Consider the following 14,247-nt stretch of genomic DNA (forward strand, 5'->3'; position numbering starts at 1 on the left):
GCGGGGCCGGACGTCAGGCGGACGTGACGGAGGCTACGGCCCCGGCGCGTAACGGTCGCGCACGCGGGCGTAAAACGTCGTCAAATCGGTAAAGACCTCGTAAATCCGGGCCTAGAATCGCCAGCTCGTCGTCAGGAAGAGCTGGTCGTTGTCCTCGTCGTCGCCGGCGGTGTGGTCCCAGGCGAACGTCACGTAACCGCGGCGTCCCACCAGGAGATCGACGTCCGTCCCGAACCAGGTCACCGTCTCCGCCCCGGGGGTGATGAACGATCCGGTCTCGTCGCGCATCCCGAGCCGCGCGCCGACGCGGACGCGTGTCGCCGCCTGGAGCGAAACGTCGCAGGCGTACAGATCGCCGTCGACGTAGGGGCCGGAGTAGGTCGTCGCCCGGAGCGTGGCGTCGAGGCCGAGCCGGGTCCGGTTCGTCGCCCCCAGGCGGAGGGTCCACGCGTCGGCCGATCCGGCCGATCCGCCGCTCGAGGAGCGCCCGTCGAGCGCGGCGATCCACTTGTTCTGCGGCCGCCACTCGACGCCGCCCCAGTAACCCTGGCGGTAGGTGTCGTCGAACTCGGTCGCCGGGCTGACGAGGTCGCGGTAGACGCGGACGTTGCGCCGCGAATCCCACCCCGCGTTCAGCGACACCGACTTCGTCGCGTGCCAGCGAAGCGCGAGGTAGGAGCCGCTGCGCGTGATCGACTCCCCTTCGGCCTCCTTGCGCCAGCCGCGGTTGTAGTCGAGTTGCTGGAGGAAGTACGCGTGGAATCCGCCGCGCACGAGCCGGCCGGAGCCGTAGACGACGTCGCGGTTGACCTCTCCCTCGCTCGTCGAGGAGAGGGCGCCGACGGTCAGCCAGTAACGCGTCGCCGCGCCCGGCGCGTTGTTCCAGTCCGCGTACGCGCCGTAGTCCTTCGTCGTCGAGTCGTACGCGAAGTCCTCCGGATCCGGCTCGGACCCGGCGAAGACGCCGACCCCGAACCGGGATCTCCGGTACTCACCGAGCACGCCGTCGAACATCGTGACCGGACCGAGGGAGGGATTGAGCTGCCGCCCGGCCGCGATGCGGAACGAACCGGGGCGCCACGCGGCGTTCGCCTGGTAGATGCGGTTGCTCGACGTGTCGTCCGAGGTGCCGTCCGCGCGCGTCCGGTAGGTCCGGCGCGGACGGAGGTCGACGTCGAAGTCGAACGGCGCCCCGCCCACCTGACGGCCGGTGAGGCGCAGGTCGAGCGAGGGTTGCGAGAAATCCTGGCCGAGCCCGGAGTTGTCCTTCACGTACAGCCAGCGCACGCCCGCGCGGCCGTGGATCCCCCGGTCCCGCCGGGATTTCGCTGCTGTGGCGGGTGGCGGGGCACCCGCCGCCGCCGTCGCCGTCGCCGCCGCCGCCGCCGCCGCGGGCGCGGCGGTGAAGCGCGCCGCGTCGCCGACGCGGATCTCGATTCCCGCGGGCTCGACCGTCCCCGAGGCCCGTTTGGCGCTGACGGTCGTCACCTTCAGACGGGCGACGACGACGCCGTCGCGAAGGAGCTCCAGAACGCTCCCCTCGGCGAGCCCCTGTTCGGTGCCGGCGTCGACGTACACCGTCGAGCCGGAGACGTAGGTGACCTTGGCCTCGCCCGCGGCCGCGAAAGGCGCGACGAGGAGGAGGACGAATGCGGCGACCGTGGAACGGACGTTCATCGTCGCCTCCTCAGTTCGCTTCGCCGCGAGGGTGGCACTGGTAACAGAGGTTGCTGTCGTAGGCGTAGCCGGCGACGCCGGAGTGATGTGAGGCCGTCTCCGTCTGGCCGTGGCACAGGAAGCAGCTGAACGAGGCGAAGTTCGAGGGCTGCGTGTGGCAGTCGGAGCAGCGGCTCCATCGTCCCTGGTGTCGCCCCGAGTAGATCGGGAAGGACTGGGAGTCGTGGTTGGGCATCTGCGCCCCGCTCCAGGTCGTCGTGCCCGTGTGACAGGTCGCGCAATCGGTCGGGAACGCCGCGGCCTCGTGATCGGGGTCGGTGGTGCCGTTGTAGTCGGCGGCGTGGCAGGCGAAGCAGTCGGTCGGCGTGCCCGCGAAGCCGCCGGCGTGGCAGGAGTTGCAATTGGTCGTCGCGTGCGCGCCGGCGAGCGGGAACGACGCCGTGTGCGCGAAGGTGCCGTCGGCGAAGGAGCTCGTGGTGTGGCACTGGGCGCAGTCGGTGGGAAACCCCGCCTGCGCGTGGTTCGGGTCGGTGGTCCCGTTGTAGTCGTCGGCGTGACAGGCGTAACACTCGCTCGGCGTTCCCGAGAACCCGTTCGCGTGGCACTGCGAGCACGCGAGGGTGCGGTGCCGGCCGGTGAGCGGAAACCCGGTCCGGTCGTGATCGACCGCCGCGCGGGACCACGCCGTCGGCCGGTGGCAGGCGAGGCAGTCGGTCGGGAACGCGCTCGCCTCGTGGTCGGGATCGGTCGTCGCCTGGTAGTCGGCGAGATGACAGGAGACGCATGCGACGTCGAGTCCGACCCAGGTCAGCGCCCCCTGGGGCTGCATCCGGTGGCACGACTCGCAGTCCACGGTGGCGTGCGCCCCGACCAGCGGGAATCGCGTCGCGCGGTGGTCGTCGAGCTGTTTCGACCGATCGAGGAAGTTCGTGGGCCGGTGGCAGCGCGCGCAGTCGATGCCGAGCTCGCCGCGGTGAACGTCCTGGTGGCAGTCGGCGCAGTCCTTCGGGGCGGTTTTGAAGTCGAGGTCGGCGTGGCAGGCCCTGCAGCTCGCGGTGCGATGGGCGCCGAGGAGGGGAAAAGCCTCCGGGTGCCTCCAGTCCTTGGAGATCGCGGCGGGAGCCCACCGGTCGGAGTCGTGGCACTCCGTGCAGTCGCCGGAGAAATCGCCGTGGGGGTAATCCGGGTCGGCGGCGATGGCGGTGCCGGCGAGGAGAAAGGGAATCGCCGGACGAAGAACGTATCCGACCCCTCGAAGGTTCATGCCCCACCTCCCGCCATTCGGCGGCGACGGATCGTAACCAGCAAGGCCGATGCCCGGCGGCAATTCCGATTACCCTGGGTCAATTCGCGGCGCGGCGTCCGTGACAGGCCTCGCATTTCGCCGGAGCTCCTTTCCACCGCCCGCCTTCGTGGCACTTCGCGCAGGCGACCGGACGGTGGGCCGTTCCCAGCCGGAACTTCGTGTCGCGGTCGTGGTCGAAGCGCACCGCGGGACGGAAGGCGGCGGTCCCGTGGCAACGCGCGCAGTCCTTTCCGAGCGAGCCCTTGTGCGGATCCTCGTGGCAGGCGACGCATTCCCTCCGCTCGTCCTTGAACGAGACGGCCTTGCGCGGCCCGGGCGTGCCGAGGTCCTTGTGGCAGACGAAACAGGGCGCTGCGGCGTGGGCCCCCTCGAGGGGGAAGGCGTACCCGGCGTGCTCTTTCGGGCCGACCGAAGCCGGCGCGAAAGCGCGCGCGTCGTGGCACGGGGCGCAGTCCCTGACGGGGGCGAAGGCGTGAACGTCGCGATGGCACGCGTCGCAGCGCGTGGGAACTCCCGTCAGGGCGAGCTTGGGCTTGCGATGGCATCCTTCGCACTTCGCCTTCGCGTGGGCCCCCTCGAGCTTCAAGGTGTAGCTCCGGTGCTCGGCGACCCCGACCTTCGAGGGGACCCAGGCCGAGACCGTGTGGCACGGCTCGCAGTCGCGCGGGGGCTTGTAGGCGTGGACGTCCCGGTGGCAATCGGCGCACCGCGCGTGGGCGGGGCGCATGGCGACCCCCTGCGGCCCCGCCGCGTGGCACTTCGCGCAGGCCACCGTCGCGTGTTTGCCCTCGAGCGGAAACCGGTCGGGGGCATGTTGCGCGGCCGGGAGCACGCCCGGGCGGAAGGCCTGGACCGAGTGGCACGCCGCGCAGTCCACCGTCTTTCCCGCGAGCGTCGCCTGCCCGCGGTGCGGATCGCGGTGGCAGGCGCCGCAGGTCGCGAAAGGAGGCTTCGCGCCGGCCGGCGCCTTCGGGTCGTGGCACTTCGCACAGACGACGGTCGCGTGGGCGCCCCGGAGCGGATACCGCGTGCGGTCGTGGTCGAACGCCGTCTTCGAAACCTGCCGCCAGTCGGCGACGACGTGGCACTTGGCGCACGCGCCGCCGAGGCGCCCCGCGTGGGGATCGACGTGGCAGCTCGCGCACGACGCGTGGGGGACGGGCTTGTAGAGCGGCTTGTCGGCGCCTTCGGGAAGGTGGCACTTGGCACATGCGACGGCGACGTGTTTCCCCTCGAGCGGGAAGGCCGTCGTCTTGTGGTCGAAGCCGGGGGTGGTTTTCCAGTCGGTCGCCGCGTGGCACCGCGCGCAATCCGGTCCGAGCGCCCCCTTGTGCGGATCGGCGTGACACGAAACACACGCCGGCTCGAGGCCGACGAAGCTCCGCCCGGCGTCGCGGACCTTCGCCCGATCGGCGATGGGCCCCTTCCGGAACTTCGCCTGGTGGCACGCGCGACACGTCTGGGAGGCGTGTTTACCCTCCAGAGGGAACCCGGCGGCGAGGTGGTCGAACCTCTCGGGGGAGCCCCCGGGCCAATCGACGAGCGCGAAGTCGGCCCCGGCGTGTTCGGGATGGCACTTGGCGCACGTGCCCTTGCCGTCCCGGGCGTGGAAACCGCGTCCCGCTTCGCGCAGGGTTCCGATCTCGCGGTGGCAGTCGAGGCAACGGAGATCGAGGGCGTCCTTTCGCGTGCCGTGGCACTTCAGGCAGTTCGCGTTCCCTTCGAGGTCGGCGTGCGCCCGGGAGAGCGGCCCGGGGGAGACCTGGGCGGAGGCCGGGAAGGCGAGCGCGGCGGCCATCAGCGCTGCCGCGGGGCGGTTCACGCACCGGCTCCCGAGACGGCGATCTCCTTCACCACGCGGCGCACTCCCACGCGGTCCAGGAAGGCCGTCGGCGGCTCGCCGCCGATCCGCACGATGACGTCGTCGTTGGGGAGCGTCCGGATCTCCCCCGCGACGTCGAGTCGCACGGAAGCCTGGCCGATCTCGAGGAGCGTCGAGCGCAGGAGCGCAACGACGCGTTTCGCCGCGATCTCCTCCTCGAGCTTCGCGCGGTTGCGGTCCTTCACGCGGGCGAACGACTCGCCCCGGTAGCTCAGATGCACGGTCGTGCCGCGCTGGCGCGCGAGGCCGAGCGCGGACTCGACCGCGCTGTCGCCGCCTCCCACGACGAGCACGCGGCGGCCGGCGAACTCCTCCATCTCGGCGACCTCGTAGAAGACCTTGGAGAGCTCCTCGCCGGGGACCCCCGCCTTTCGCGGGCTTCCTCGACGTCCCATGGCGAGGATGACGTGCCGGGTCGGCCACGACGCCCCAGGGGTGACGACGTGGAATCCCCAGCTCTCCCGCCTGACGTCCTCGACCTTCTGCCCGGTCCGGATGTCGAGCCCCGCCATCGCGATCACGTTCTGCCAGATGCCGAGCAGGGTTTCCTTGCTCGCGTCGGCGACCCACAGGTCGCCGTACACCGGCATGTGAACCGGCTCCGCGAGCAGGAGCTTGTGGCGGGGGTAGCGGCGGATGCTCTCGGCCGCCTCGCCCTGCTCGAGGACGACGTAGCGCAGGCCCAGGTCGACGCAGGTCAACGCGGCGCTGAGGCCGGCGGGCCCCGAGCCCACGATCACGACGTCGTGCACGAGCGCGCTTCCGGCGGGAGCCGTCCCCGAGCGCAGCCTGCGGGAAACCGCCTCGGCCGCCAGCTTCCCCTCGTTGATCGCGTTCTTGATGAGGCCGCGGCCGCCCAGCTCCCCGACGACGAAGATCCCCGGGACGTTCGACTCGAAGTCGAAGTTCACCTCGGGGACCTCGACGCGTTGGACCGCGGCGCCCGTCGTCAGGAAGACGCCGTTCACCGGGCACGCCTTCACGCACTCGCCCGCGCCCTTGCAGATCTCGGGATCGACGACGGCGAGCTTTCCCTGCATCGTCATGGCGCCGGGCTCGGGACAGACGGACACGCACGCCCCGCATCCCACGCAAACGTCGGAACGGACCGCGGCGTGGAGGCGACCGCTCGCGGGCGCATCGGCCGAGGCGGCGACCGGAGCGGCCACCACCTCGAACACCTGCGGCGGAACGCCGCACTTCGGGCAGACGGTGGCTCCGACGGGGACCACGACCCGGCACCGGGGGCACGAGCGCGCGCGGGGCGCGGCGGCGGCCGCGGGGCGGCTGCGCCGCACGTGAAGGGCGACCAGCAGCGCCGTGAAGCCCAGGAAAACGAGCGTCGTCCAGAGCATCGGCGCCTTCAGCGGAACCAGGTCTGGCCGAGCGCGACCGCCACCCCCACGTGGAGCAGCACCGCGACGAGCGCGGTGATCGCGAAGGGACGGTGGGCGGCGTGCCACCACTTGAAGATCCTCTGCGCTCCGTCGAGCATCGCGGCCTGCTGGGACAGCGCCATCTCGCGGCGCGCCGCGGCGAGGACCTCGCGCGTGTGCTCGCGATCCAGACGCACGCCGGTCGTCGCAAGCTCGGCGCGCAGGCGGCCCAACGCCCTCCGGCGCTCGACGTCGTCCCGCAGCATCCGACCGAGGACCCGCAGCGGGTTGATCGTCGGCGACTCCTTCCGCCCGCGCGCCAGCTTCGCCTCGATCTCGGGCATCGGCCGGCCGATCGCGGTCGCGAGGTCGTGCAGGAGCTGACGGCGCTCGAGCGCGAGCTCGTCGAGGGTCATCTCGACGCCGGTGCGGCTGCGCGGGATGTGGACGTAGAGGTAGCGACCGACGATCCCGCTCGCGCAGACGACCGCCATCGAGGCGTACCCCAGCCCGATGAGCCCCTCGAAGCGGAAGCCCGCGTGGACCGCCGCCACGAGCGGGAGGAGCAGTCCCGCGACGATGTGCACGTCGAGCCACCGGGGGACCGCTCCCAGGGCCGGGCGTCGGCCGAGTTTCTTGCGGAGCGGGTACAGCCACAAGAACAGGAACAACCCGAAGGCGAGGATCCCCAGCGCCTGGCCGACCGTCCCCGACGGCTTGAACCAGGCGTGGAGGGGATCGCGCACCTTTCGGGCGAGCGGTTCCGAGTAATAAGGAAACGCCGCGACCGCCAGACCCGTCATCGCGAAGAAGAGCGTCCAACCCGCCGCGCGGGCGATCCGGACCGGCAGGGGCGCTCGCTCCGCCTGCTTCGGTGCGGTTTTCGTAACCGCGGCGGCAGGAGCGGAAGCGCGCCGCGGCGAATCGAGCAGCGAGCCGGTGCCGGGCAAACCCATCCTCCCGGGAGAATCCCCCGCAGGATACGGAGCAAGGGCGGTGCCGCGCTACGCTGTCCCGGATGGCCGAGCCACTCAAGTCCTTTTTCGACGAACGCGTCGTCCGCCGCATTGCGGCGATGCTCCATGCCGCGGATCGGGGATTCCCCGATACGCGCTTCGTCGCGGACGCGTCGCGCGGGCTCGACGATCTCGAGCTGCTCGATCGGGCGCGACGCATCGCGGGGGCGATGGCGCGTGCGCTCCCCGACGACTACGAGCGGGCCGCCGACGTGATCCTGCGGTCGCTCGGCCCGCGCCTGGGCTCGGGCGAGGGGAACGGCATGCAGCCGTTTCTCTACCTTCCGCACGTGATCTTCGTCGCCGAACGCGGGCTCGACCACTTCGACGTGTCGATGCGGCTGCAACGCGAGCTCACGCGGCGCTTCACGGCGGAGTTCTCGATCCGCGCGTACCTCGAGCGCCACCCCGAGCGCACGCTCGCGCAGCTGAGGACCTGGGCCGCCGATCCCGATCCGCACGTGCGGCGCCTGGTCTCCGAAGGAACGCGCCCGCGTCTTCCCTGGGCGCCGCGCCTGCGCGCCTTCCAGAAGGACCCGCGGCCGGTCCTCGAGCTGCTCGAGCTCCTGAAGGACGATCCGGAGCTCTACGTCCGCCGTTCGGTCGCCAACAACCTCAACGACATCGGGAAGGACCATCCGGACCTGCTGGTGGCGACCTGCGCGCGATGGCTTCGCGGCGCCGGGGAGGCACGGCGCTGGATCGTCAAGCACGCCCTGCGATGGCTCGTGAAGCGCGGCCATCCCGGGGCGCTCGAGGTCCTCGGTTTCGGGGAGGCCGGCTCGATCCGCGTGAGCGGAAGCGTCCGGCCGAAGCGCGCCCGGATCGGGGGGCGCGTCGTCGTCTCGGTGGACGTCGAGAACCGTGGGAGGAAGACGAGCACCGCGGCGGTCGACCTCGCCGTCCACTTCGTGAAGGCGACCGGGGCCGCGAAGCCCAAGGTCTTCAAGGGTCGCGACCTCGTGCTCGCCCCGAGGGCCTCGGCGACGTTCGAGAAGTCGATCTCCCTCGCGCAGCACACGACGCGCCGACACCATCCGGGCCGTCACGCGGTCGAGGCGCGCGTCAACGGCCGGGTGGTTCCGATCGGGGAGTTCGTCCTCGTCCGCTGATCAGAGCGGCCATCTCCAGTTCGCGACGTCCGGCTTGTCGGTGCCCTGCGCGTACGCGTAGTGCCGGCACTCGATCTGCGCGTCCCGCAGCGTCTCCTTGGCGTGAGCGCCGGCGACCTGCAGCCCCGGCACCCGGTTGATCACGTCGATCGCGAGGCTGAACCGGTCGATCTCGTTGTTGATCGCGAGCTCGAGGGGCGTGTTGATGTTCCCCTTCTCCTTGTACCCGCGCACGTGCATGTTGCGGTGATTGGTGCGCCGGTACGCCAGCCGGTGAACCAGCCACGGGTAACCGTGGAAGTTGAAGATCACGGGTTTGTCCGTCGTGAACAGGCTGTCGAAGTCGCGGTCGGACAGGCCGTGCGGATGCTCGGACTCCGGCTGGAGCCGGAAGAGGTCGATCACGTTGACGAAGCGGATCTTCAGCTTCGGGAAGAACCCGCGGAGCAGCCACGTCGCGGCGAGCGCCTCCTGGGTCGGGATGTCGCCGCAGCCGACCATCACGACGTCGGGCTCGGACCCTTCGTCGTTCGAGGCCCAGTCCCAGATCCCGATCCCCTTGGTGCAGTGCTTGATCGCGGCGTCCATGCCGAGGAACTGCAGGTGTTTCTGCTTGTCCGACACGATCACGTTGACGAAGTTCGTCGAGCGAAGGCAGTGGTCGGCGACCGACAGGAGCGTGTTGGCGTCGGGCGGGAGGTAGATCCGCGTCACCTCGGGGCTCTTGTTGCACACGACGTCGAGGAACCCCGGGTCCTGGTGGGTGAAGCCGTTGTGGTCCTGGCGCCAGACGGTCGAGGTGATCAGCAGGTTCAGCGACGAGATCGGCGCCCGCCACGGGATGTCGTTGGCGATGTCGAGCCACTTGGCGTGCTGGTTGAACATCGAATCCACGACGTGGACGAAGGCCTCGTAGGTCGAGAAGAAGCCGTGCCGGCCCGACAGGAGGTACCCCTCGAGCCATCCCTGCACCGTGTGCTCGCTGAGCATCTCGAGGACGCGGCCGTCGCGGGCGAGCTCGCCGCCGTCCGCGTCCCCGGGAAGGTAGTCGGCGAGCCACAGCTTCTTGGTGACCTCGTAGATCGCGTCGAGCTTGTTCGAGGTGTTCTCGTCGGGGCCGAACACGCGGAAGTTCGTCGGGTTGGCCTTCATGACGTCCCGCAGGAACTTGCCGAGCGGGCGCGTGTTCTCCACCTCGATCGCGCCGGGCTTGTCCACCTTCACGGCGTAGTCGCGGAAGTCCGGCATCCGGAGCGCGCGCCGGATCAGCCCGCCGTTGGCGTGGGGATTCGCGCTCATCCGGCGGTTCCCCTTGGGCGCCAGGGAGCGCAGGTCCTCGCGCAGCCGCCCCGAGGCGTCGAACAGCTTTGCGGGGCCGTAGCCCTTCATCCACGCCGCGAGGGCCTTGAGCTGCTTCGCGTCGGTCTTGACCCCGGGCATCGGCACCTGGTGCGCGCGCCACGATCCCTCGACCTTGTGCCCCGCGAGCTCGCGCGGTCCCGTCCATCCCTTCGGCGTCCTGAGGACGATCATCGGCCAGCGCGGTCGTCCCACCTTCCCGCCTGCGCGAGCCGCCTGCTGGAACTCCCGGATGTCGGCGAGGCAGGTGTCGAGGGTCTTCGCCATCACCCGGTGCAGGACCGCCGGATCGTCCCCTTCGACGAAGTGCGGCGTCCAGCCGTACCCCTCGAAGAGGCTCTTCAACTCCTCGTGCGAGATGCGCGCGAGCAGGGTGGGGTTGTTGATCTTGTACCCGTTGAGGTTGAGGATCGGAAGCACCGCGCCGTCCCGCGCGGCGTTCAGGAACTTGTTCGAATGCCAGGAGGTCGCGAGCGGCCCGGTCTCGGCCTCGCCGTCCCCGACCACGACCGCGACCAGCAGGTTCGGGTTGTCGAAAGCGGCGCCGAAGGCGTGGGAGATGCTGTAGCCGAGCTCGCCCCCCTCGTGGATCGATCCGGGCGTCTCCGGGGTGCAGTGGCTTCCGATCCCGCCGGGAAAGGAGAACTGCTTGAAGAACCGCCGCATCCCCTCCTCGTCCTCGCCCTTGTCCGGGTAGACCTCCGAGTAGGTCCCCTCGAGGTAGACGGGCGCGAGAACGCCGGGAGCACCGTGCCCGGGTCCGGCGAGGAAGATCGCCTCGACGTCCTTCTCGACGATCAGGCGATTGAGGTGCACGTAGCAGAACGCGAGACCGGGGCTCGAGCCCCAGTGGCCGAGCAGCCGGTTCTTGATGTGCTCCGGCTTCAGCGGCTCGCGGAGCAGCGGGTTGTCCTGGAGGTAGATCATCCCCGCCGCGAGGTAATTGCACGCCTTCCAGTAATCGTCGATGAGAGCGAGTCGGTCGGGGCTGAGCGCGTCCTTCTTGGCCATGGGTCGTCCTTTCGTCGAGGCGTCCTATCTCGCGACGGCCTCGATCTCCACGAGCAGTTCCTTCCGGCAGATATCGGCCCGGAACCACGCGTTCGGCACGCCGCCGAACCCGGCGCGCGCGATTGCGGCGCGGATCGCGTCGACGTCGTCGGCGTTCCGGACGTAGGTGCGCAGGCTCGCGACCCTCGCTCCGGTGCCCGATGCCTCGAGCACGCTCGCGACGTTCGTCATGGTCTCCTCGGTCTGGGCCGAGGGATCGCCGGGATGCACGCTCTCGTGCCCCACGACGCTCGCCGTTCCGGACACGAACACGACGTCGCGCCAGACGGTCGCGCGCACGAACGACGGGCTGCACGGCCCGTAGCGGTCGGGGTAACGCCACGCGGCGACCTGTCGCGGGTTCTCGACCGCGCGCCCGGGCTCGCGCGACGCCACGACGTGGACGACGAGCGCGTCCCCGTCGGCGCCGACCGCGCTCGCGGCGCAAAGGCGCGACTCGAACTCGCGGCCGAAACGCGTCTCGAAGGCCTGGGCGCGCGCGCGGCAGAACAGTGCGTAGCGCTCGAACCCGCCGGTCGACCCGTTGATCCCCGGTACGAAGTTCCAGGCGCGCACGAGATGCGGATAACCGGCGCGCTCGACCTCCGCGAGGATCCCGAGATACGTGTCGAGCGCCGCCGCCTCGAGGGCCGCATCGGCGGCGCGGTCCACCTCGACGGCGAGGACGATCGACGTCCCCGGGAGGCTCCAGTCGTCCTCTTCGGCGTCCCCGCCGAGGGACAGGCACGGTACGCGCAGGTCGACGTTGCGCACGTCCGGCAGGATACGAGATTCCCCCACGCATGGCATCGGCTTTGCCATCATCCTCGGACCGGAGTCGAACATGAGCCGTCCGCGATCGATCGGAGCCCTCCTCGTCCTCGTCGCCGCCTCGGCGGTGCTGGCGGGGCCCCCCGCCGCGCCCTCGTACAAGCGCGACAGGGGGCGGCGGCCCGAAGTCACGACGCCGGCGTCGCCGCGCGCCCCGGAGGGACTCGTGCCGCGCCGTGCCGCGGCGAGCCGCCGCGCGGCGCTCGCTCCCGCCGCGACCGTCGAGGCCCAGCGCGCCGTCGAGCCGAAGCCCGGTGTTGCGAGACGTCCGGTCCCGCAGCCCCCGTCCCCGGCCGAGATCGACCGCGCCGGCTACCAGGCCGGACGATGGGCGGCGGATTCACTTTCGCGCACGGCGGGGCGGCGCGAGGCCTACCGGGTCGGCTTCTGGGAAGGGCAACGCGCGGCGTTCGCCGACCCGGAGGTGGGACGGTGGGAACGCGCCGACGGCCTGCGCGCGGGACGTCTCGACCCCGCCGCGCTGGACTACGGCGCCCGCGAGGGGGAGCGCGCCGCGTACGAGAACGCCCCGGCGGATGCGAGCGCGCAGGTCGAACGGCAGTTCTCCGATCTCGCGTGGCGTCCGCTGCGGTCGCCGCGTCCCGGCGAGGCGGCGTACCGCACCGGGTTCCCCGCGACGGTCGCGCCGACGCTCGACGTGGTGTTCCGCGAGGTGCCGATCGGCGCGCCGCGGGCGGTCGAATCGTTCCGCGGCTGGAGCTTCGACCCGTACCGGCTGCACGGCTGCGAGTCGTGGAACGCCTTCTACGACGCCGGCTGGCAGAACGCCGACCGCGCGTTCGCCTTGTGGGCCTCCGACCCGTCGCGCTCGTCGTTCTGGCGCCGGCTCGACGGCCCAGCCTCGCGGGACTACTTCCGCGCGGCCTTCGAGGACGGGTTCTGGGACGGTCTCGAAGCGGCGCCCACCTCCTGGCTCGACGCGGTGCACGCCGAGGGGTTCGAGGACGGCTGGTACCACGGCGCCGCCGTCCGCGGCGAGTGGGCCTGGCGCCAGGGGTACGCGGAAGGATTCGACCGTGCCCTCGCCTTCTCGGCGGAGATCGCCTACGACCACGCCTGGCCGCGCGCGTTCACCCGCGCCTACGACGAGGCGTTCGACGCGTGGATGACGACCGCGCGCCCGGCGATCCTCGACGCGGCCCTTCGCGACGGGAACGACGACGGCGTCTTCCAGCCGGGGGAGCCGGTCGAGGTCTCGTGGACGATCGCGAACCTCGGCGGGGCCTCCGGGAGCTTCAACGTGGCGGTGGACGGCGGCGTCCTCGGTGCCCCCGCGAGCGCGACCGTGAACGCTCCGGCGCGCCGCCGCATCGACGCGGTCCGGCCGATCGTCGTGACGCTCGACGCGAACGCCGCCGCGCCCGCCGACGAGAACCTCGTGCTGCGCGTCGAGGGGGAGAAGCGCAGCCTCCCCTTGCGCGTGGCCTTCCCGGTCGAGTTCACCGGCGAGATCGACTACCGCAGCCGCCCCCTCGAAGGGAGCGCGGACGTCGCCTTCCGGGTCGAGAACCGGTCGCGCAAACCCGTCGAGGGGATCGAGGTCGTCCTCGACGGGGGAGCCCGGCGTTCGGTCGGCCGCCTCGACCCCGGCGAGTCGACGACCGTGCCCTTCGCGCTCGACGACGTGCGTCCGCTCGACCTGCTCTCGGGGACGCTGGCGGTGAAGGCCCAGGCGTTCGTCGGCGGCAAGCCCTGGGACGCTCGCGTCGCGCGTTTCCCCGAGCTCGCGACCGACCTGACGAACCCCGTGCTCCTCGACTACCTCGTGGCGCTCGGCCGCGAGCGCGACCCCGACCCGGCCGACGTCGCCCAGGCGCGGCGCCTGCTGGCCCAGCGCCTCGCGGCCGACTGGGACGTCGCGCGCCGCGGCGACGGCAACCCCTTCAAGGACGACGCGCAGGACGGCGGAACGCGCACGGCGCTCGGCGAGCTCGTCGACGTGTACCTCCGCGACCGGGGGGCGCTGTCGCGTTCGATCGCGTTCCACGGGCTCGGCGACGAGATCGCGGCGCAGGTGGAGGAGCTCCCCGGCGCGAATCCGCTGCTTCGCCGCTGGGCGCGCAAGCTGGCGGGAAAGCTGGGGTAGTCTCGCGTCCGCCATGTCCCGGATGTGGATCCTCTGCGGGTTGTCGTTCTCGGGGAAGAGCACGCTCGCCCGGAAGCTCGCGTCGGAGCACGGGGCGGCGGTCGTGAGCCTCGACGCCCTGAACGAGGAACGCGGCGTCGGCTACGGCGGGGACGGTCTGTCCGGCTCGGTGTGGGGAGAGACCCTCGACCTCGCGCTCGAGCGGATCGACGACCTGCTCGTATCGGGGCGCGACGTCGTGGTGGACGACACCTCCTGCTACCGCTGGATCCGCGACCGGTTCCGCGAGGTCGCCGAGCGCCGGGGCGCCGAGGTGAAACTCCTCTTCCTCGACACGCCGCTCGCCGAGATCGCGCGTCGAAGGGCGGAGGTCACCGACCGCCGCGGGACCACCGACGCCGTCTTCGACGAGCACCTGCGGACCTTCGAGCGGCCCGGGGAGGATGAGGGGGCGGAGGTCGTTCCCTAGACCCTCTCGAACACCGTCGCGACCCCCTGGCCGAACCCGATGCACATGGTGGCGACGCCGAC

Annotated in this window: 9 protein-coding genes and 1 pseudogene; 3 read left to right on the plus strand and 7 right to left on the minus strand. The window is 71.3% G+C overall.

All coding sequences use genetic code 11. From position 1 onward, the window contains the following. Window positions 1-111: 111 nt before the first annotated feature. The 5 genes from VF139_03570 to VF139_03590 form a co-directional block, all read right to left on the minus strand. Complete coding sequence (locus tag VF139_03570; protein ID HEX6850460.1) at window positions 112-1,677, minus strand: hypothetical protein; 1,566 nt, start codon at window positions 1,675-1,677, stop codon at window positions 112-114. Window positions 1,678-1,687: 10 nt separating this feature from the next. Beyond that, window positions 1,688-2,941, minus strand: a complete 1,254-nt coding sequence (locus VF139_03575) for a hypothetical protein (protein ID HEX6850461.1) — start codon at window positions 2,939-2,941, stop codon at window positions 1,688-1,690. A gap of 79 nt (window positions 2,942-3,020) precedes the next feature. Beyond that, window positions 3,021-4,805 (minus strand): cytochrome c3 family protein, encoded by a 1,785-nt coding sequence (locus tag VF139_03580; protein ID HEX6850462.1) that lies wholly within the window; start codon window positions 4,803-4,805, stop codon window positions 3,021-3,023. Further along, window positions 4,802-6,220 carry an NAD(P)-binding domain-containing protein gene (locus VF139_03585; GenBank protein ID HEX6850463.1) on the minus strand — a complete coding sequence of 473 codons (1,419 nt, stop codon included), beginning with the start codon at window positions 6,218-6,220 and terminating at the stop codon, window positions 4,802-4,804. Before VF139_03585 ends, VF139_03580 begins: the two co-directional genes overlap by 4 nt. An 8-nt stretch (window positions 6,221-6,228) precedes the next feature. Continuing rightward, complete coding sequence (locus VF139_03590) at window positions 6,229-7,197, minus strand: hypothetical protein (protein ID HEX6850464.1); 969 nt, start codon at window positions 7,195-7,197, stop codon at window positions 6,229-6,231. Window positions 7,198-7,259: 62 nt separating this feature from the next. On the opposite strand from VF139_03590, the gene VF139_03595 reads away from it, so the two are divergent. Further along, the gene (locus VF139_03595; GenBank protein HEX6850465.1) at window positions 7,260-8,369 is read left to right on the plus strand and encodes a DNA alkylation repair protein; all 1,110 of its coding nucleotides are present in this window, start codon (window positions 7,260-7,262) and stop codon (window positions 8,367-8,369) included. Here VF139_03595 and VF139_03600 read toward each other — a convergent pair. Continuing rightward, window positions 8,370-10,745, minus strand: a pseudogene (locus VF139_03600) (phosphoketolase family protein). A gap of 18 nt (window positions 10,746-10,763) precedes the next feature. Beyond that, entirely contained in the window at window positions 10,764-11,552 is a 789-nt protein-coding gene (locus VF139_03605; protein ID HEX6850466.1) for a Rid family hydrolase, read from the minus strand. Between the two features lie 70 nt (window positions 11,553-11,622). Between VF139_03605 and VF139_03610 the strand changes: the two genes are divergently transcribed. Together VF139_03610 and VF139_03615 are read left to right on the plus strand one after the other, a co-directional pair. After that, window positions 11,623-13,716, plus strand: coding sequence for a hypothetical protein (locus VF139_03610; protein HEX6850467.1), 2,094 nt, complete (start codon window positions 11,623-11,625; stop codon window positions 13,714-13,716). A gap of 13 nt (window positions 13,717-13,729) precedes the next feature. After that, complete coding sequence (locus VF139_03615) at window positions 13,730-14,185, plus strand: ATP-binding protein (GenBank protein HEX6850468.1); 456 nt, start codon at window positions 13,730-13,732, stop codon at window positions 14,183-14,185. Window positions 14,186-14,247: the final 62 nt, after the last annotated feature.

The sequence above is a fragment of the Candidatus Polarisedimenticolaceae bacterium genome (assembly GCA_036376135.1).
In the GTDB taxonomy this organism is placed as follows: Bacteria; Acidobacteriota; Polarisedimenticolia; order Polarisedimenticolales; family DASRJG01; genus DASVAW01.